This is a genomic window from Oceanobacillus alkalisoli (genome assembly GCF_022213125.1).
Taxonomy (GTDB): Bacteria; Bacillota; Bacilli; order Bacillales; family Amphibacillaceae; genus Oceanobacillus; species Oceanobacillus alkalisoli.
Genome location: NZ_JAKNRA010000002.1, coordinates 186,646 through 205,363, shown reverse-complemented (window position 1 = coordinate 205,363; position 18,718 = coordinate 186,646). Strand labels below are relative to the sequence as shown.

Below are 18,718 nucleotides of genomic sequence, written 5' to 3'. Positions count from 1 at the left end.
ACTTATTAAATTCAACTTCATGGTCAATCTAAAAATAGAAGCATTTTCAAAAAGAAAAAATAGAAAGGCGGGGTTTCTTGTGCTTGATATTACATGGAAAGTATTTAGTCAGACAGGAAACATTGAAACCTATTTATTGTTCAAAGAACTGGAAAATGTAGACAATGAAACAGATAATGATGCAGATGAAGATGAATCAAATGAGATTGAAACGACACAAAAAATGTAACCTTGGATTATGAATGGAAAAGAGCTGAATAGCTTTGCTTGAAAAAATTGAAGGGATCATTTTAAAAACGATTGATTATGGAGAAACAAATAAAATTATAACGATATTCAGTAAAAATATAGGGAAATTTACGGCAATGGCCAGAGGTGCAAAAAAGCCTAGAAGCAGGATGGCTGCTGTTACGCAGCCATTCATTGCCGGACAATTTTTTGTTTATATCAATCCTGGATTAAGTACGATCAGGCAGGGTGAAATCCTTGAATCTTTCCGGGCGATCCGGGAAGATATTGAAAAAACGGCCTATACTGCATATCTTGTGGAACTGACGGAGAAATTGCTTGATGATAAAACGCCAGAACCTTATTTATATGACCAGCTTTACCGAACAATGGAATGGATTGCGGAATATAAGGAGTATGATATTCCCATTATGATGTACGAATTAAAGGCATTTCAGAAAGGTGGCTTTGAACCAACTTTTTCCCGATGTATCAATTGCGGAAACAAGGAAGGCCCTTATGCATTTTCATTAGGAGAAGGTGGCCTTTTATGTCGGAGGTGCTTGGCACTTGATGATCAGTCCATCCGACTAACAGAGGTACAAGTGAAATTATTGCAGATGTTTCAAGCGGTTGGAATTGAGCAGGTCGGCGAAATATCGGTAAAATTAGAAAATCGTAAGTTACTCAGGCAAATGCTCGATGCCTATTATGACCGATTCGGTGGCTATTTCTTGAAATCGAGAAGATTTTTGAATCAATTAGATCAGTTAAAAGAATGATATTTGACATTATCCGATTTCTGGATTATGATGTTACATATTTATAAAAGAATATTTAACATGTGTTGAAGGAAAAAGTACTTATCAATAAATTTTTTTAAGCGAATCCAGGTTGGTGAGAGCTGGGTAAAGATTGGATAAGGAAGAGGCACTCCGGAGCATGATGATAAAGTGACTCATAAAAATTGAGTAATTAGGGTGGAACCGCGGTATAAAAGCCGTCCCTATGCTTGTGATTGGCTACAAGCATAGGGACGGCTTTTATTGTGATTACAAAATGCAAAAGAATAAATGGAGGTACTGATAATGAATATTCAACAAATGATTCTAGAGTTGCAAAAGCACTGGTCGGAGCAAAATTGTATTCTCGTTCAGGCTTACGATACAGAGAAGGGTGCGGGAACGATGTCGCCGATGACACTACTCCGCAGCCTTGGGCCGGAACCATGGAATGTCGCTTATGTCGAACCATCAAGAAGGCCTGATGATGGAAGGTACGGGGATAACCCAAACCGTTTATACCAGCACCATCAGTTCCAAGTCGTCATGAAACCATCACCAAGTAATATCCAGGAACTTTATTTGGAATCATTGGAGAAGTTAGGAATTGATCCACTTCAGCATGATATTCGATTTGTTGAAGACAACTGGGAAAACCCTACTCTCGGAGCTGCTGGACTAGGTTGGGAAGTATGGCTTGACGGGATGGAAATCACCCAATTTACTTATTTCCAGCAAATCGGCGGACTGGAAGCAAGTCCAGTTTCAGTTGAACTGACATATGGAATAGAACGGTTAGCATCTTATATCCAAGATAAAGAAAATGTCTTTGATTTGGAGTGGACCGATGGCGTGACCGTTCGAGATATTTTTTATCAACCTGAGTTTGAACATTCAACATACACGTTTGAAGAATCTGATACAGCAATGTTATTTGAATTATTCTCTATGTACGAGCATGAAGCGAAGCGGATCATGGAAAAAGGGCTTGTGTTTCCGGCATATGACTATGTCTTGAAATGTTCCCATACTTTCAACTTGTTAGATGCAAGAGGTGTGATCTCCGTAACCGAACGAACAGGTTATATTACGAGAGTAAGGAACCTGGCAAGAAGTATCGCGAAAGCATATGTACAAGAACGGGAAAGATTAGGCTTTCCAATGCTGAAGAAAGGGGAAAAGATAAATGACTAAACATGTTTTATTCGAAATTGGAATGGAAGAACTGCCGGCACGCTTTATTGATGATGCCCAGCAGCAGTTAAAAGAGAAAACAGCCAAATGGTTACAGGATTTAAGAATCGCGTATGACTCGATTACTTCCTTTTCTACACCGCGCCGTTTAGCTGTAAGAATTGAAAATATAGCTGACATGCAAACGACAATTGAAGAAGAGGCAAGAGGACCTGCAGTAGCTATTGCTAAAGATGAGACCGGAGCGTGGACAAAAGCAGCAATTGGTTTTGCGAAAGGTCAGGGAAAAACGGTGGAAGACCTCGTTGAAAAAGAAGTGAACGGCAAGGCTTACGTATTTGTTACAAAACGAATTGAAGGAAGAGCGACAAAGGATCTATTGCCGGAATTTAAAGATATCATCACTTCCATCTCATTCCCTAATAATATGCGATGGGGAACGCACACCTTGCGTTTTGCTAGACCGATTCGCTGGCTTGTCGCTTTATACGGGCAGGAAATTGTGCCGTTTAATATTACAGATGTCGAAACAAGTGATATCACGTATGGGCATCGTTACCTCGGAAAATCGGTAAAATTAGAAGATGCAATGGAATATGAGGGGAAATTAAAGGAAAACTTTGTTATAGCAGATGCCAATGAACGAAGAGCACGTATCCTGGAAGGTATTGAGGAACTGCAAACAGAACAGGCCCACGTAATCGTGGATGAGGATTTATTGGCAGAAGTGACGAATCTTGTCGAATATCCAACTGTTTTTAAAGGTGAGTTTGAAGAAATGTTTCTTGATCTGCCAAGTGAAGTCCTCATAATCTCAATGAAAGAGCATCAGCGTTATTTCCCTGTTAAATCGCTAGAAGGGAAGTTGCTGCCATTCTTTATCGGAGTGAGAAATGGTGATGACACCGCTCTTGATACAGTCGTTAAAGGTAATGAAAAAGTGTTACGTGCCCGACTTCAAGATGCTGAATTCTTCTATGAGGAAGATCAGAAGAATACCATTGATCATCACTTAGAGAAATTGACCCGCGTCGTCTTCCAGGAAAAGCTTGGCACCCTCGCAGAAAAAACAGAAAGAGTTACTGCTTTAACAGAACGAATCGCAGAAAACCTGAACTTCTCTAATGGCATGAAAGATGATGCCATTCGAGCAGCGGAAATTAGTAAATTTGATTTAATGACGAATATGGTAAATGAATTTACCGAATTGCAAGGAGTCATCGGTGAAATTTATGCTTTAAATTACAATGAAAAAGAAACAGTAGCAACAGCCATTCGCGAACAATATCTTCCGACGCATGCGAAAGGAGAACTTCCAGAATCAGAAATCGGTGCTATCCTGAGTGTGGCAGAGAAAATAGACACGATCATCGGAATTATAGCTGTCGGGATGACTCCAACCGGTTCACAAGACCCATATGCATTGCGTAGACAAGCAATTGGTGTATTGCGTATTCTGGAAGAAGGAAATTGGGAGATGAACGTAGAAGATCTCTTGCAGATTGCCTACGGAATATATGATGAGTTAGAGATCGAGAAAATCGATGACTATAAAGAGAAAATCCATGAATTTTTTAAACTCCGTGCATCCTATTTGTTAAAAGAAGCTGGGATTGAACAGGATATATTCCAAGCTGTCATGGATAAAGAAATTGGTAATTTCACTTATGCAATGGCTAAAGCTCGTCATTTGTCAGAAAAACGTCATGATGTAGCATTTAAAGAAAAAGAAGAAGCACTCGTTCGTATCCTTAATCTTGCAGATAAAGCGGAGAGCATGGATATCACCCCTGAAGCGTTTGAAACCGACTCTGAAAAAGCATTATACGAGCAATTTGAGCAGTCGAAAATAGATTTTAAAGCACACGATGAAGCGCACGACGCTATACAAGCATTTGAACAATTGGAAGCACTGGCAAGACCAATCCATGGATTCTTTGACAATAATATGGTCATGACAGATAATAAGGAACTAAGGAATAATCGCTTGGCACTTGTTGCAGCTATTTCTAGCTTAATTTTAGAATATGCTAATCTCGCTCTGATTGAGTGGAAACAACAATTTTAAAATTATATAGTATAACATAATTCCTTTATATCACCAAGTAATGTATAATATATATTAATTAGTATGACCTTTAGGTGGTGAGTTAATGGAATTATCGGATCGTCAAGAACAGATTATCGAAATTGTAAAACCAAATGGCCCGATAACAGGGGAGAAAATCGCAGAAAAATTAGGATTAACTAGAGCAACATTACGACCTGATCTTGCTATTTTAACGATGGCGGGTATTTTAGAAGCTAGACCGCGCGTCGGTTATTTCTTTACGGGTAAGACCGGGTCGGAATTGCTCACGGAAAATATAAAAAAGTTGAAAGTACAAGACTACCAGCAAGTTCCGATTGCAATCAGAGAAGATGATTCTGTATACGATGCAATTACAACAATGTTCTTAGAAGATGTGGGTACTTTGTTTGTTGTTGACGAACAATCATGTTTAACAGGTGTTCTTTCAAGAAAAGATTTACTGCGAGCAAGTCTGGGGCAGCAACATTTAAGTGGGATACCCGCACATATCATTATGACTCGGATGCCGAACATTACAGTCTGCAGGAAAGATGATGCATTAATCGAAGCCGCGCAAAAGTTAATTAACAACCAAATCGATGGGTTACCGGTTGTCAAGGAAACAGAAGCTGGTCTTGAAGTAATTGGGAGAGTTACAAAAACGTCAATGACAAAAGCGTTAGTGGAATTAACTTTAGATGATAAACGTTTTGATTGAAGATAGGGGGAAGGAAATGGGGAAGAAGCCGACCGTATTTATATTATCTGATTCAGTTGGAGAAACAGCGGAACTCGTCGTGAAAGCAGGATTAAGTCAATTTAACGGGGATTATAAAATTATCCGCATCCCTTACGTAGAAGATAAGGGGACGATTCAAGAATATTTACAAATTGCGAAAGAGCAGCAGGCGATGATCGGCTTCACTTTAGTGAACCCGGAACTAAGGAATTATTTAAATGAAGAAGCCAAGCGTATTGGGATTGAAGCGATTGATATCATGGGGCCAGCTATGGATGCGATGGGAAAATATTTTAAAAAAGAGCCACGCTTAGAACCAGGCCTTGTACATAAACTCGATGAAGATTATTTTAAACGAGTGGAAGCAATTGAATTTGCTGTAAAATATGATGACGGCAGGGACCCTCGAGGTATAGCCCGGGCTGATATCGTTTTAGTTGGTGTTTCACGAACTTCAAAGACACCTTTATCTCAGTATCTCGCGAATAAGCGGATCAAAGTGGCAAACGTTCCGATTGTACCGGAAGTCGAGCCACCGGAAGAGCTCTTTGAAGTGGCTAGAGAAAAGTGTATTGGTCTCCGGATTAGTCCGGAAAAATTGAATGAAATTAGAAAAGAAAGACTGAAAGCACTTGGTCTAGGAAATCAAGCAACTTATGCAACAATAAAACGAATTAATCAGGAATTGGAATATTTCGATAAAGTAATTGAAAAAATCGATTGTGAAGTAATTGATGTTTCCAATAAAGCAGTAGAAGAAACAGCGAATATTATTTTACAGATGATCAAAAATAAAGCAGAAAATAAATAATTACCAAAAAAGGTTGGGTTCTCCCCAACTTTTTTCTTGGTCTAGGAAACTATAAAGTAAAATCTGCGGAAATTCGAACAACTTTTAAACTTCACACACCTGCACTCGATGAGTCAACATCAACTCAGAACTAATAGAGGTTCGATTAAATTCGCTCACGTATGGGGCGACATCAAACTACCTACCATCCTGGGAGGCACAGTTTGTATATTGTGAAACGGATGCTTACGCCTTTAAACTTGAACTATATTAATAAAATGGAGCAATCTAATAGAATTATTTGTCCAAATGTATTATAATGGCTTTTCGTGTAAACCTATTACTATTGCTTAAAGTAGACGGAGGTATATTCTGAAAAATAAAACATTCATTGAAAAGAAGGAATATGACTTGTGTTTATCGAAATAAAGATATACAGATTAAGACAAAATTAAATTTTGGCTAAAATCGTAAAGAATTCCGGTATATTCATTTTTCCTTATTTAGGAAAGTTGAATATAAAAAGAATGAAATACGGATAAGATGGTTATATTCATTATCATCATAGAGGTGAGCAGATACAGACGAATGATGAACGTTACATTAAATCTGTATAGTTAATGGTTCACTGTTTTTTTACGGCTTTTTGAAGAAAAATGTCGAATTTTAAAGGAGTTTCTTAATTTATCGCGAATAAATAGAATATGGTGATGAGATTGAATCAAATACCAGAAGAGGTAATAGAAGAAGTTAGAAAAGCGAATAATATTGTTGATGTTGTTGGAGAATATGTGCAATTAAAGAAACAAGGAAGGAATTACTTTGGCCTCTGTCCCTTTCACGGAGAAAACACTCCTTCTTTTTCGGTCACACAGGAAAAACAAATATTTCATTGTTTTGGATGTGGAAAAGGCGGAAACGTCGTGACATTTTTAATGGAAATGGAAAGTTTTTCATTTTTTGAAGCGATGGAAACACTAGCGAGTCGATCTGGTATTACTCTGCCTACTACAGGCAATGAAAAAAGAAGTTCCTATTCCGAAGAAAATCAGCGGATACTGGAAGCTTCCGAATGGCTGACAAAGCTTTATAACCATTTGCTTCGCTATACAAAAGACGGAAAAGAAGGATACAACTATTTCCAAGACCGGTCGATTCTCGACGAAACAATTGATGTCTTTCAGCTTGGATTTGCCCCAAATACGAAAGATTTTATTGTGGAATTTCTCGAAAAGAAAGGATTCAATAAGCAGTTACTCATTAAAGCAGGTCTTGTTTCGGAAAGGGATGATGGAACGGTTACCGATCGTTTTCAGGGAAGGGTTATTTTTCCGATACGGAATCATCTCGGTAAGACGGTTGCTTTTGGGGGACGAGCCATTCATGATCAAGGTCCGAAGTATTTAAATAGCCCGGAGAGTGAATTATTCCAAAAAGGAAGGCTGCTTTATAATTTCGATCTGGCAAAAAGACATATTCGGAAAGAAAACGAAGTAATATTGTTTGAAGGGTATATGGATGTAATTGCAGCTTACCAAGCAGGTATAAAAAATGTTGTAGCAACGCTAGGAACTGCATTATCGGAATCTCAAGCCAAATTGCTCAGAAGGTATGTCAATGAAGTCATTATTTGTTACGACGGAGACGATGCCGGTCAGGAAGCAAGCTTTAAGGCAGCTGGAATGTTACGTCAAGCAGGGTGTACAGTCAAAGTTGCTTATCTGAAAGACGGAAATGATCCGGATACTTTTATCAATGAGCATGGCGGGGAAGCATTCCACGACCAGATAATACGAGCAAGTGACACGTATATGACGTTTTTGATGCGTTACTATAAGAAAGATTATAACCTCAGCTTGGAAGCAGATAAGCTGAATTATATACAAAAGGTGCTAAAAGAGCTCTCTACGGTTGAAAGTTCCTTGGAAAGGGAATATTACTTACAGGAGCTCGGCAAAGAGTTCACAATGTCTCTTGACGTTTTGAAAGAAGAATTAGGCACGATTCAAGCAAAATATGGGAATCAGCCGGATAAGACATCTGAGAACAGATATACTAGTAATACCGTTATTTTGTCCAAGAAGCGGAAACTATTACCAGCATATCAAAATGCGGAAAGAAAAATTCTTTATTATATGATGCAAAACGAATGGGTAGCTGATCGTGTTCAAGAAGAGCTCGGGGCAAATTTCAGAGTAGATGATCATAAAATAATTGTTACTTATCTTTATGCTTTCTATGAAGATGGAAACTCACCAGATATAAGTAAATTCCTTGAAAGTATAAATGATGATAGATTGAAACAACTCATCTCGGAGATAGCTATGTCGCCTGAGGTGGATGAAATCAGTGAGGAGGCGCTTGGTGATTATATACGAATGGTGAATACTGAATCAAGTGATAAAGGTGTAATCCAATCTTTAAAAGAACAATTAAAGATTGCGGAACAGCAAAGTGATCCAATAAAAGCGGCGCAAATCGCCGAAGAGATTTTACAGATTCAAAGAAAGTTAAAACATTAATGAAATTTTAATTTGTTGGAAGGAGGGGGACTCATGACCGATAAAAAGCCTACTCAAACAAAAGAAACCGAAATGACATTAGAGATGGCCAAGGAGAATTTAGTCGAAATTGGTAAGAAACGCGGTACATTAGCCTATGAAGAGGTGGCTGACCGACTCGCTAATTTCGAAATTGAATCCGACGAAATGGATGAGTTCTATGAATACCTGAATGAGCAAGGGATTGAGGTAATTGGAGAGTCTGAGGACGATCCAAACATGCAAAAAATTGCGAAAGAAGAAGAAGTAGATACCGAAGATTTAAGTGTTCCTTTAGGAATTAAAATAAATGACCCCGTTCGGATGTATCTGAAAGAAATCGGAAGGGTGAACCTTCTGTCTGCTGCTGAAGAAATTGAGCTTGCCTCTCGCATTGAACAAGGTGATGAAGAAGCAAAACGCAGACTATCAGAAGCAAACTTACGTCTTGTCGTTAGTATAGCAAAACGGTATGTTGGCCGTGGGATGCTGTTTTTAGACTTAATCCAGGAAGGGAACATGGGGCTGCTTAAAGCGGTGGAAAAATTTGATTACCGAAAAGGATTTAAGTTTAGTACGTATGCAACATGGTGGATTCGCCAGGCGATTACACGGGCTATTGCTGACCAGGCAAGAACGATTCGGATACCTGTTCATATGGTGGAGACGATTAATAAGCTTATCCGTGTTCAGCGCTCTCTGCTTCAGGACTTGGGAAGAGAGCCAACACCTGAAGAAATTGGAGAAGAGATGGACCTATCTCCAGACAAGGTGAGAGATATCTTGAAAATCGCACAAGAACCCGTTTCATTGGAAACACCAATTGGGGAAGAGGACGATTCCCACTTAGGTGACTTTATTGAAGACCAAGAAGCTGTTTCACCATCTGATCATGCTGCATATGAATTATTGAAAGAGCAGCTGGAAGATGTACTTGATACATTAACAGATCGTGAAGAAAATGTCCTGCGTCTTCGTTTCGGTCTTGATGACGGTCGTACGAGAACGCTTGAAGAGGTAGGGAAAGTGTTTGGAGTGACCCGCGAACGAATTCGTCAAATCGAAGCTAAAGCATTAAGAAAGTTGCGTCACCCGAGCAGAAGCAAGCGTCTGAAAGATTTTTTGGACTAAACTGACACAGTCATTGTTTACGCGCGGCAATCGTGTAAACAATGACTATTTCATGCCTCATTGAACCACCATTTAAAAATGGGGTGATTATAAGTGGACGAGCGTAAGGTTACAATCATCAGTGAAATTGAATACTGGAAACAACATAAATTACTGCCTGAACACTATTGTAACTTTTTACTTGCATTATACACAGAGGGGGAAGATGCAAAAGCCAGCAAAAAGCAGGATAAGGCCAGCTTATTCCCGAACATGGTAGAGCGCTTTCAATTGCTGTTGCTCTGCCTCTCGCTCCCCTTCTCATTTATTGTTATCTATTTTACTGAATTTCATGTTAATTTGCAACTGGTTATTTTAATTTTACTGCTTATCCATTCGGCGTCGCTAGCCATCTACTATAAAGATAAGCGACCTGCTTATTTCCATCCAGCATTCATTACTAGTCTGTTTATGTTGCTGATGCTCAGTATTTCAGTCACTAATGTATGGTTTAGCCAACCAATCGCAACAGCTATGGTCATCACAAGTAATTTTCTGTTTTGGATGATTGCAGGTTACAAATTAAAAAGTAAGTATATTATCGTTATTGGTGCTTTAGGCAGCATATTTGTATTCTTGTATTATTTTCTTTGGAATTAATACCATTTCTCTTTAAAACTGTCACATTTTAGAGTAAACTATATATAGTCTTTTATAGATACAAAAGGGAATACATAAGGAGGCGATCAAATGAAGAATGCAGTAGTGCCATATGCAATTATTGCTGTATTAGGAATTGTCGCTGTCGTCATCATTTCAGCTATCGGTTTAAACAACCAAGCAGAAATTGCTGAAGGTGGAGACGAGGGTGAAGAAACAGAACAGGTTGAAAACGGTGGAGAAGAGGGCGGTGAAACAGCTGGCGGTGACGCCGATGCGGTTTTCCAAAATAACTGTGCAATGTGTCATGGTGCAGACCTTACTGGTGGAGGCGGACCAGACTTAACAGCTGTAGGCGCATCTTATTCAGCGGATGAAATAAAAGACATCATTCAGAATGGTAAAGGCTCCATGCCAGCAGTACCAGCAGTGCAAGGCGAAGAACTCGATGCCCTTGCAACTTGGTTAAGCGAAAAACAGTAATATCTATAAAAGGAAATGACGAGCTTTCTGCTAGAACAGAAAGCTTTTCTTTTTCCAAAAGGAGTAAAGAATGGAACAATTAAACTTTAAACTTTCCAAACGTTTAATTGATGTGGCAAACTTTTTACCTGCGGGTGCAACGTTTGCTGATATTGGATCAGACCATGCCTATTTACCCTGTTATGTTTGTGCACAGGACCCTTCAGCGACTGCAATTGCTGGTGAAGTGAATCAAGGGCCGTTTGACAGTGCGCGAGCGACCGTTCGAATGCATGGATTGACTGAACGAATTACAGTCCGGCTTGGTGATGGTCTTGACGTACTTGAGCAAGCGGATGATATCAAGCAAATCGTTATTGCAGGGATGGGCGGCGGATTGATCAAACAAATTTTAGCCGACGGAAAAGCTAAGCTTGAAACGGTTTATCGTTTAATATTGCAACCGAATGTGAATGCCAGAAAGCTGCGAATATGGTTACATGAAGAAGGTTTCGTATTAACAGCAGAACAGATTTTGGAAGAAAATGGTCATATTTATGAAATCCTTGTAGCTGATCGGGAAGGGACAGGACCATACGAAGAAGGACTGCTGGAAAGGCAATTTTTATTTGGTCCATACTTGTTAAAAAATAAAACCCCTGTGTTTTATAGAAAGTGGCGCAAAGAAGCGGATAAACTGCGGCATATTATCGGACAAATGGAACAGGCAACTCATCCGGATGCAGAACGAATTGATCAATTCAAACAGGAATTAGCTTGGATGGAGGAGGAATTAAGCCATGAGTAAAATACTCACAACAAAAAAGGTTTTTGAAGCTTTAGAGGAGCTTGCTCCAAAAGAGAAAGCTTATTCATGGGATAATGTAGGTCTGCAAATTGGCTCCGCTAACCAAAAGGCAACTAAAATTATGATTACACTTGATGTGCTTGAGTCAGTCGTGGATGAAGCAATTGAAAAAAATGTCGATGTTATCATTGCACATCACCCCTTATTATTTAAACCGCTGAAACGAATCAATTTCGATACTCCGGAAGGTCGGGTCATCACAAAGCTGATTCGCCATAATATTACGGTCTATGCGTCCCATACGAATTTAGACGTCGTACCAGGTGGAGTCAATGATATGTTGGTTGAACAACTCGATTTGCACAAGGGGAGACCACTTGTTCAAATCGGAACGGAAAAGCTATTTAAATACGCAGTGCATGTTCCTATCAGTCACAAAGAAAAAATAAAGCAGGTTATTGGTGATGCTGGTGGCGGACAACAAGGAAATTATACACATTGCTCTTTTGAAATTGAAGGAACCGGTTCATTTAAACCGGAAACAGGATCTGCGCCATACATCGGTGAAATTGGTGAAATTGCAAAAGTTGAAGAAGTTAAGATTGAAGCACTCATACAAGAGTCCGTACTCAAGCAAGTTATAGCAGCAGTTCAAGAAAATCATCCCTATGAAGAACCAGCTTATGATATTATCGAATTAACGAATTCAGGTGCAAGATTTGGACTTGGCCGAATTGGTGAAGTGGAAAACCAAACCGAGCTTGAGGAATATGTTCAGGACGTAAAAGAAAAGTTAGGACTGCCCCACCTTCGAGTTGTAGGAGATTTAACTAAGAAAATTAAAAAAGCGGCTGTAATCGGAGGAAGTGGGGAAAAATATATACATGAGGCGAAACGTGCGGGTGCAGACGTTTATATTACAGGGGATGTTGGTTTCCACCAGGCACAAATTGCAAGGGAAATGGGACTTGCATTGATAGACGCCGGACATTATATTGAATCAGTAATGAAAGATAGCGTAAAAGATTATTTAAAACAAAAACTAACAGAATATGATGTGAAAATTATTTCTTCGGATCGTAACACGGATCCATTCCAATATTTGTAAAAAGAGAAGCTTAAGGCAAAAAAGGAGTACGACTATGACAAAAACTACATTTCAATCTTTAGGCATGCATCCCGCATTACTGGATGTAGTAAATCGGTTGCAATTTTTCCATCCGACCGAAATACAGGAGAAGGTAATCCCACCAATTTTAAACGGACAGAGTGTCATTGGCCAGTCGCGGACAGGATCCGGAAAGTCGCATGCCTTTCTTCTGCCGCTATTTAATCAGCTGGATACGAGTAAACGGGAAGTCCAATTTGTCATAACAGCTCCAACGAGGGAGCTTGCCATTCAATTGCATGATGAAGTTAAGAAAATCATTCATTATGCCAATAAAGATGGGATCTGGGTAAGCAAATTGCTGATTGGCGGTACGGATAAACAGAAAATGATGGAGAAATTAAAAAACCCACCACATATTATTGTTGGCACTCCGGGGCGAATTCTTGATATGGTGAAATCCGAAAGTTTATCGGTTTATTCAGCAAAGTCGTTTGTTGTGGATGAAGCGGATTTAATGCTTGATTTAGGATTTATTCAAGATGTTGATCAATTACTTGTACGGTCTAAGCAGGATATTCAGTTACTTGTGTTTTCTGCAACAATTCCAGAAAGATTACGACATTTCTTCCAGAAGTATTTGGATCAGCCAGTCCACGTTAAAATAGATGAACATTTTTCACCTGAAGCGATGGAGCATCAATTCATCGCAGTAAGACATCGTGATAAGGGTGAGGTTATCCGTGATATTTCAGAGGCAATCCAACCATATCTTGCTCTAGTCTTTACGAATGGAAAGGCGGAAGCTGATGCGTTATTGGATAGCTTATTAAATCATGGCTTAAATGCTGGTATTATTCACGGTGGTTTATCACCGCGCGAGAGGAAGCGTGTTTTAAAGGAAATCCAAAATTTGCGTTATGAATATGTCGTTGCAACAGACCTTGCTTCAAGAGGAATTGACATTAAAGGGGTAAGTCATGTTATCAATGCTGATTTACCGAAAGAAGAAGCATTTTATATCCACCGGGTTGGTCGTACTGCGCGGGCAGGTCTGGAAGGAACGGCAATCAGTTTATATACGGAAGAGGATCTTGGATTGATTGAAAACCTCGAGCGGAAAGGATTGCAAATCACGTATATAGATGTAAGGGATAAAGAGTTTGTTACAGCTAAACCGTGGAATACTCGAAACTTAAGAAAAAAGCGTGCGTCAACGATTGAAAAAGAAGCGTGGAAGCGTGTCAGGAAAACTAAAAAAGTTAAACCGGGTTATAAAAAGAAACAGAAACAAGAACAAGAAAAGATAAAAAGAAAATTAGCTGCAAAAAAAGACAATAAAAGAAAATAAGCAGGAGAGGTGTACGTTTTGTTGAAGATTGGTTCGCATGTATCAATGAGTGGCAAAAAAATGCTATTAGGCTCGAGTGAAGAAGCTGCATCATACGGAGCAAATACGTTTATGATTTATACAGGAGCCCCTCAGAATACGAGAAGAAAGCCACTGGAAGAGTTAAATATTGCAGAAGGAAAAGCGCATATGGAAGAGCATGGTATTTCCGATATTATTGTCCATGCCCCGTATATTATTAATATCGCAAATACACAAAAACCAGCAACTTTTGAACTTGGAGTAAACTTCCTGCGAAGTGAGATGGAGCGTACGGAAGTAATTGGCGCAAAGCAAATCGTATTACATCCTGGTGCTCATGTCGGATCAGGGGAAGAAGCAGGGATAAAAAGAATTATTGAAGGCCTGAATGAAGTGTTAACAAGAGAACATGAAGTGCAGATCGCTTTGGAAACGATGGCAGGTAAGGGATCGGAAATCGGAAAGACATTTGAGGAGCTGGCACAGATAATCGACGGTGTTACGTTTAACGAAAAGCTTTCGGTTTGTATGGATACATGCCACATCCATGATGCTGGTTACGATATTGTGAATGATTTTGATGGCGTACTAAACGAATTTGATAAAATCGTTGGAGTGGACCGTATCAAGGTTGTTCATGTTAATGACAGTAAAAACCCACATGGTGCGAGAAAAGACCGCCATGAAAATATTGGTTTTGGTCATATCGGATTTGAACCCTTGCATTATATTATCAATCACCCGCAACTGAAGGAACTACCGAAGATTCTGGAAACGCCGTATGTAGGAGAAGATAAAAAGAATAAAAAAGCTCCATACAGACATGAAATTGAAATGATCAAAGATGGAAATTTCAACGCTAATCTAAAAGAAATTATCATGCAATAATAAAAAGCCGCGACTTCATTTATAGGTCGCGGCTTTTTATTATTGAAATAAATGTTCTAGTCCATAGGCTTTAATAAGCTGTTCAAATAAGCCTCTTGCCTTATGTGCGGTCTGGGGATTTGTGATTGCAGCAATCTTATCATGCGCATCATCTATTCCTTTTTTTGAAAAGATATCAATATCATTTGTTTGTATATAATGGATAATTTCGGTTGCTTCATCTTTTGTTAGGGAAAAGCCATACTGATCCGCATGATATAACATTTCCTTGACTGTTAACTGTTTCAGCTTCGTTTTTACCATTTCTTTAATAAAAAATGACATCGGTTTCCTCCTTTATTTAGTATGTCATACATAAACTATGCAAAGATCGTTCCAATCTTGCCAGTTAATAACATCATAAGTGTCAACAGACTCCATAAACTAACGGTGAACACGATGAAAAGGAGGCAATTAAATGGATGAAAATAAACGCAACACTCAACCAGCACCAGAGCATGGTGAGGGGGAGAGACGCAGGAATCGTCATGATGAAGAATATGCCGCAGAGTTTGCAATGGATGATACCGATACACACCATAACGAAGATGTCATCAGTACGTACGGGTGGATTGGTATCGTACTATCCTTCCTTTCCTTTTTAATTTGGCCAGTATTTATGGGAGCTGTAGGTATCATCCTAGGCTTTGTTTCCCGCAGTAAGGGTGCTGATACACTTGGTAATATCGCAATTGGTATCGGTGCGCTTTCCATCATTCTGCGTATATTTATGTAGATTGGAGAGAGGTTGTTCATTCAACCTCTCTTTTATTGTCTTTATCACACATAACAGGTAAAGGCGAGGGATATACAGTCCGTAAATCCCTTAAGGAAGCCCCACTAAATGAAGTTTCCCTTTATTAAGGTTCATTGTATAATGGAAAGTAATAGAAGGAACTGGGTACAAGTGAATCTGCATCAACACCCGGATTCAACATTGCAAAGTCTTCCTTAATTTGTTCGATATCCAAGTAATCGAAGGTATTGATTTCTTCTGTCACCGATAATACAGTGTCTCCTGCCTCGATTTTAATATGAGCAATATCAACATCTTTGTCATTTCTCACTTCGATTCGATTGTCTTCATTCGTTGTTTGCTGCTTGGATAAATCATCAATAACACTGATGATTAATAAGCCAACAAGTAATAATAAGGATAAACGTTTAAATGTTGACATAATTTTCTCCTTTTATCCCAGTGTAACCATCCGTAAATCTCCCACCTCAAAGCTTCAGGTCGTGTCGAGAGGGAGATAACGGATGCTAACACCCCGATTTATTCAACTGCCAATCAGTGATGGAGGAAGAAAAAACCCACTGAATGAAGTTTCACTTTTAATGAAACAAAACTTAGGCTTTATCCGTAGATATATATTGAAAGGGGGAATTATAATGGCGATATTTGATTTGGAATGGATTGGTTTAGTTATTACATTTTTAGGTACGCTATTTTTAATTGGCGAAGTACTCGTGAATATGCGCGGACTCTTTGCATTGCTTGGAATAGGCTTTATTACCGTCTATTTTGGTGCTTATGCCGGTACAGAATCGGTTATACTTATGATTATTATTTATTTTGTAGGTTTAGTACTAATTATTATAGATGGTAAATTACTAAATGACGGTACACTTTCAACGATTGGTTTGGTTGCGATGCTTACGTCCGTCGGAGTGGCTGCTCCCAGTCTGGCTGCCGCCTTATTTGCCATCATTGGTGTTGTGCTTGGTGCAGGTTGTTCCTTCTTCTTCTTAAAGGTGTTTAAACGAAGAGAAATGTGGACAAAAATCGCACTTAAAGATCAACTCAGCAAAGAAGCAGGGTATAACTCAATGAACATGGAATATGAAAAATTAGTCGGTGAAGAAGGCATAACATTAAATGATTTACGACCGGTAGGAACGGTAAGGATAAAAGGGAAAGATTACAGTGCCCAGTCAGAAGGAAAATGGATTACGAAAGATACGAAAGTAACCGTTGTAAAAGTGGATGGCACAAAAATACAAGTAGAAGAAGTTATATAAAACCCATTAATAATGCTTGCCTGATAAGGTAAAGCATTATTTTTGTGTTTTTTTGACATAAAGTTGGTCAATAAGGGTAAAAACTACATTATAAGAGGTTGTTTGTAAAAACTATGTAAATTTTATTAAAAATGCTTTACAAATGCTGTTCAAAAATTAATAATAGATAAGTATGCATTCTAGATAAGAACGAAAGGGTGAAATACTTGGAAATTGATGTGCAATCCCTAATATTTGAATTCCTAGGTGGATTAGGGATATTTCTTCTCGGTATAAAATTCATGGGTGATGGACTGCAGCGTTCAGCTGGTGACAGGCTCAGGGATATCCTAGACAGGTTCACAAGTAATCCATTTCTAGGGGTATTAGCAGGTATTGTTGTCACGATTTTAATCCAAAGCAGTTCTGGTACGACTGTTCTTACAGTTGGTCTTGTCAGTGCCGGTTTTATGACATTAAGACAAGCAATTGGAGTAATAATGGGAGCGAATATCGGGACTACGGCAACTGCATTTATTATTGGGATTGATATTGGAGAATATGCATTACCAATTCTTGGTGTCGGGAGTTTCTTGATTTTCTTCTTTAATAATCAAAAAGTTACAGCAGTGGGACAAGCTTTATTTGGATTTGGTGCATTATTCTTTGGATTAGATTTAATGAGTAGTGGAATGAGCCCATTACGCTCGTTAGATGCATTCCATGAATTAACGGTAAGTATGAGTGAGACACCTATTCTTGGTGTTGTGGTCGGTACTGTCTTTACGTTAATCGTGCAAAGCTCGACCGCGACAATCGGGATATTACAAGGTCTTTTTGCGCAAGGAGCAATTGATCTTAAAGCTGCTTTACCGGTATTGTTCGGGGATAATATTGGTACAACGATTACTGCGATTTTAGCGTCATTAGGTGCTTCCATTGCTGCAAAGCGGGCTGCATTGACTCATGTTATTTTTAACTTGGTAGGAGCAATTGTATTTCTAATATTCTTAGGGTTGTTCACTAGCTTTATCGCATACTTACAAGGACAACTGTCTTTAAATCCACAAATGACCATTGCGTTTGCCCACGGTTCATTTAATATAATGAATACAGTTATTCAATTCCCATTCATCGGTGGATTAGCGTGGTTAGTAACGAAATTGATTCCGGGTGAAGATACGATTATTGAATATAAACCACAACATTTAGATCCGATTGTCATTAACAAATCTTCTTCACTTGCTTTAGAACAGGCAAAATTAGAAGTGATACGTATGGGTGAGTTTGCGCATAGGGGCCTAGAGGAGACATTAAAATATGCTCAGACATCCGAAACAAAACACTCAGAAATTGCGATGCAAGTTGAGGGTGCAATCAATAGTCTGGATCGAAAAATAACAGAGTACCTTGTCAATATATCTGCAGAATCATTGACGAAGTGGGAGAGAGATAAGCATACCCTTTTAATGGATAGTGTGCGTGATATTGAACGGATTGGTGACCACTTTGAAAACGTCATTGAGCTGATTGACTATCGAATTACGAATAAAGTTGATTTAACGGAACAGGCAATGGATGATTTAAATAAAATGTTTGATTTAACGTTATTAACGGTGAAACAATCCATGGAGTGCTTAGATAATCGCGATAAGGAACTGGCACTCGAGGTCATCCGTAAAGAAGAGCAGATTGACCAGATGGAAAGAAAATACCGTAAACGACACATTATCCGTGTAAACGAAGGATTATGCAGTGCTTCTGCGGGAATCGTCTTTGTCGATATTTTAAGTAACTTAGAACGTATCGGCGACCACGCGGTTAACATTGTGGAAGAAATTTTAGAACAACAATAATTTTGTGAGGGGAAAGAAATTATTTCTTTCCCCCCATTTAAATAAATGCATTTTTTTGTCAGATGCTGTA

Annotated in this window: 19 protein-coding genes; 17 read left to right on the top strand and 2 right to left on the bottom strand. The window is 38.9% G+C overall.

Going from position 1 to position 18,718, the window contains the following annotated elements; translation table 11 throughout:
• Window positions 1-79: 79 nt before the first annotated feature.
• From L3V42_RS05670 to L3V42_RS05605, 14 genes are all read left to right on the top strand, one after another.
• Complete coding sequence (locus L3V42_RS05670; RefSeq protein ID WP_235760934.1) at window positions 80-229, top strand: YqzL family protein; 150 nt, start codon at window positions 80-82, stop codon at window positions 227-229.
• A 34-nt stretch (window positions 230-263) separates the two neighbouring features.
• Entirely contained in the window at window positions 264-1,010 is a 747-nt protein-coding gene (recO, locus tag L3V42_RS05665) for a DNA repair protein RecO (RefSeq protein ID WP_238471518.1), read from the top strand.
• 306 nt (window positions 1,011-1,316) lie between these two features.
• Window positions 1,317-2,204 carry a glycine--tRNA ligase subunit alpha gene (gene glyQ / locus L3V42_RS05660; protein ID WP_235760932.1) on the top strand — a complete coding sequence of 296 codons (888 nt, stop codon included), beginning with the start codon at window positions 1,317-1,319 and terminating at the stop codon, window positions 2,202-2,204.
• On the top strand, window positions 2,197-4,272 hold the full coding sequence (gene glyS, locus L3V42_RS05655; protein WP_238471517.1) for a glycine--tRNA ligase subunit beta: 2,076 nt from the start codon (window positions 2,197-2,199) through the stop codon (window positions 4,270-4,272). Before glyQ ends, glyS begins: the two co-directional genes overlap by 8 nt.
• Window positions 4,273-4,357: 85 nt before the next feature.
• The gene (ccpN, locus tag L3V42_RS05650) at window positions 4,358-4,993 is read left to right on the top strand and encodes a transcriptional regulator CcpN (RefSeq protein ID WP_235760930.1); all 636 of its coding nucleotides are present in this window, start codon (window positions 4,358-4,360) and stop codon (window positions 4,991-4,993) included.
• Between the two features lie 16 nt (window positions 4,994-5,009).
• Window positions 5,010-5,825 carry a pyruvate, water dikinase regulatory protein gene (locus L3V42_RS05645; RefSeq protein ID WP_238471516.1) on the top strand — a complete coding sequence of 272 codons (816 nt, stop codon included), beginning with the start codon at window positions 5,010-5,012 and terminating at the stop codon, window positions 5,823-5,825.
• A 689-nt stretch (window positions 5,826-6,514) separates the two neighbouring features.
• Window positions 6,515-8,326: a DNA primase gene (gene dnaG, locus L3V42_RS05640; RefSeq protein ID WP_238471515.1), complete on the top strand. Its 1,812-nt coding sequence runs from the start codon at window positions 6,515-6,517 to the stop codon at window positions 8,324-8,326.
• Window positions 8,327-8,359: 33 nt separating this feature from the next.
• Complete coding sequence (gene rpoD, locus L3V42_RS05635) at window positions 8,360-9,475, top strand: RNA polymerase sigma factor RpoD (RefSeq protein ID WP_238471514.1); 1,116 nt, start codon at window positions 8,360-8,362, stop codon at window positions 9,473-9,475.
• A 93-nt stretch (window positions 9,476-9,568) separates the two neighbouring features.
• A complete protein-coding gene (locus L3V42_RS05630) occupies window positions 9,569-10,114 on the top strand; it encodes a hypothetical protein (RefSeq protein WP_238471513.1) in 546 nt (181 codons plus the stop codon).
• Window positions 10,115-10,204: 90 nt separating this feature from the next.
• Window positions 10,205-10,597: a c-type cytochrome gene (locus L3V42_RS05625; protein ID WP_235760925.1), complete on the top strand. Its 393-nt coding sequence runs from the start codon at window positions 10,205-10,207 to the stop codon at window positions 10,595-10,597.
• A gap of 70 nt (window positions 10,598-10,667) precedes the next feature.
• The gene (locus tag L3V42_RS05620) at window positions 10,668-11,384 is read left to right on the top strand and encodes a tRNA (adenine(22)-N(1))-methyltransferase (protein WP_235760924.1); all 717 of its coding nucleotides are present in this window, start codon (window positions 10,668-10,670) and stop codon (window positions 11,382-11,384) included.
• A complete protein-coding gene (locus tag L3V42_RS05615; protein WP_235760923.1) occupies window positions 11,377-12,492 on the top strand; it encodes a Nif3-like dinuclear metal center hexameric protein in 1,116 nt (371 codons plus the stop codon). The genes L3V42_RS05620 and L3V42_RS05615 overlap by 8 nt, the downstream gene beginning before the upstream one ends.
• A gap of 34 nt (window positions 12,493-12,526) precedes the next feature.
• Window positions 12,527-13,843 carry a DEAD/DEAH box helicase gene (locus tag L3V42_RS05610; RefSeq protein ID WP_238471512.1) on the top strand — a complete coding sequence of 439 codons (1,317 nt, stop codon included), beginning with the start codon at window positions 12,527-12,529 and terminating at the stop codon, window positions 13,841-13,843.
• An 18-nt stretch (window positions 13,844-13,861) separates the two neighbouring features.
• Window positions 13,862-14,752 carry a deoxyribonuclease IV gene (locus tag L3V42_RS05605; RefSeq protein ID WP_235760921.1) on the top strand — a complete coding sequence of 297 codons (891 nt, stop codon included), beginning with the start codon at window positions 13,862-13,864 and terminating at the stop codon, window positions 14,750-14,752.
• 39 nt (window positions 14,753-14,791) lie between these two features.
• On the opposite strand, the gene L3V42_RS05600 is transcribed toward L3V42_RS05605, so the two are convergent.
• Window positions 14,792-15,076 (bottom strand): DUF2624 family protein, encoded by a 285-nt coding sequence (locus L3V42_RS05600; RefSeq protein ID WP_235760920.1) that lies wholly within the window; start codon window positions 15,074-15,076, stop codon window positions 14,792-14,794.
• A 133-nt stretch (window positions 15,077-15,209) separates the two neighbouring features.
• Here L3V42_RS05600 and L3V42_RS05595 point away from each other — a divergent pair, with 133 nt between their 5' ends.
• Window positions 15,210-15,527, top strand: coding sequence for a hypothetical protein (locus L3V42_RS05595; RefSeq protein WP_238471511.1), 318 nt, complete (start codon window positions 15,210-15,212; stop codon window positions 15,525-15,527).
• Window positions 15,528-15,651: 124 nt separating this feature from the next.
• Here L3V42_RS05595 and yqfZ read toward each other — a convergent pair whose 3' ends face one another.
• Window positions 15,652-15,969 carry a protein YqfZ gene (yqfZ, locus tag L3V42_RS05590; RefSeq protein WP_238471510.1) on the bottom strand — a complete coding sequence of 106 codons (318 nt, stop codon included), beginning with the start codon at window positions 15,967-15,969 and terminating at the stop codon, window positions 15,652-15,654.
• Window positions 15,970-16,183: 214 nt separating this feature from the next.
• Here yqfZ and L3V42_RS05585 point away from each other — a divergent pair, with 214 nt between their 5' ends.
• Together L3V42_RS05585 and L3V42_RS05580 are read left to right on the top strand one after the other, a co-directional pair.
• Window positions 16,184-16,813, top strand: coding sequence for an NfeD family protein (locus L3V42_RS05585; RefSeq protein ID WP_235760917.1), 630 nt, complete (start codon window positions 16,184-16,186; stop codon window positions 16,811-16,813).
• A gap of 206 nt (window positions 16,814-17,019) precedes the next feature.
• The gene (locus L3V42_RS05580; RefSeq protein ID WP_238471509.1) at window positions 17,020-18,648 is read left to right on the top strand and encodes a Na/Pi cotransporter family protein; all 1,629 of its coding nucleotides are present in this window, start codon (window positions 17,020-17,022) and stop codon (window positions 18,646-18,648) included.
• Window positions 18,649-18,718: the final 70 nt, after the last annotated feature.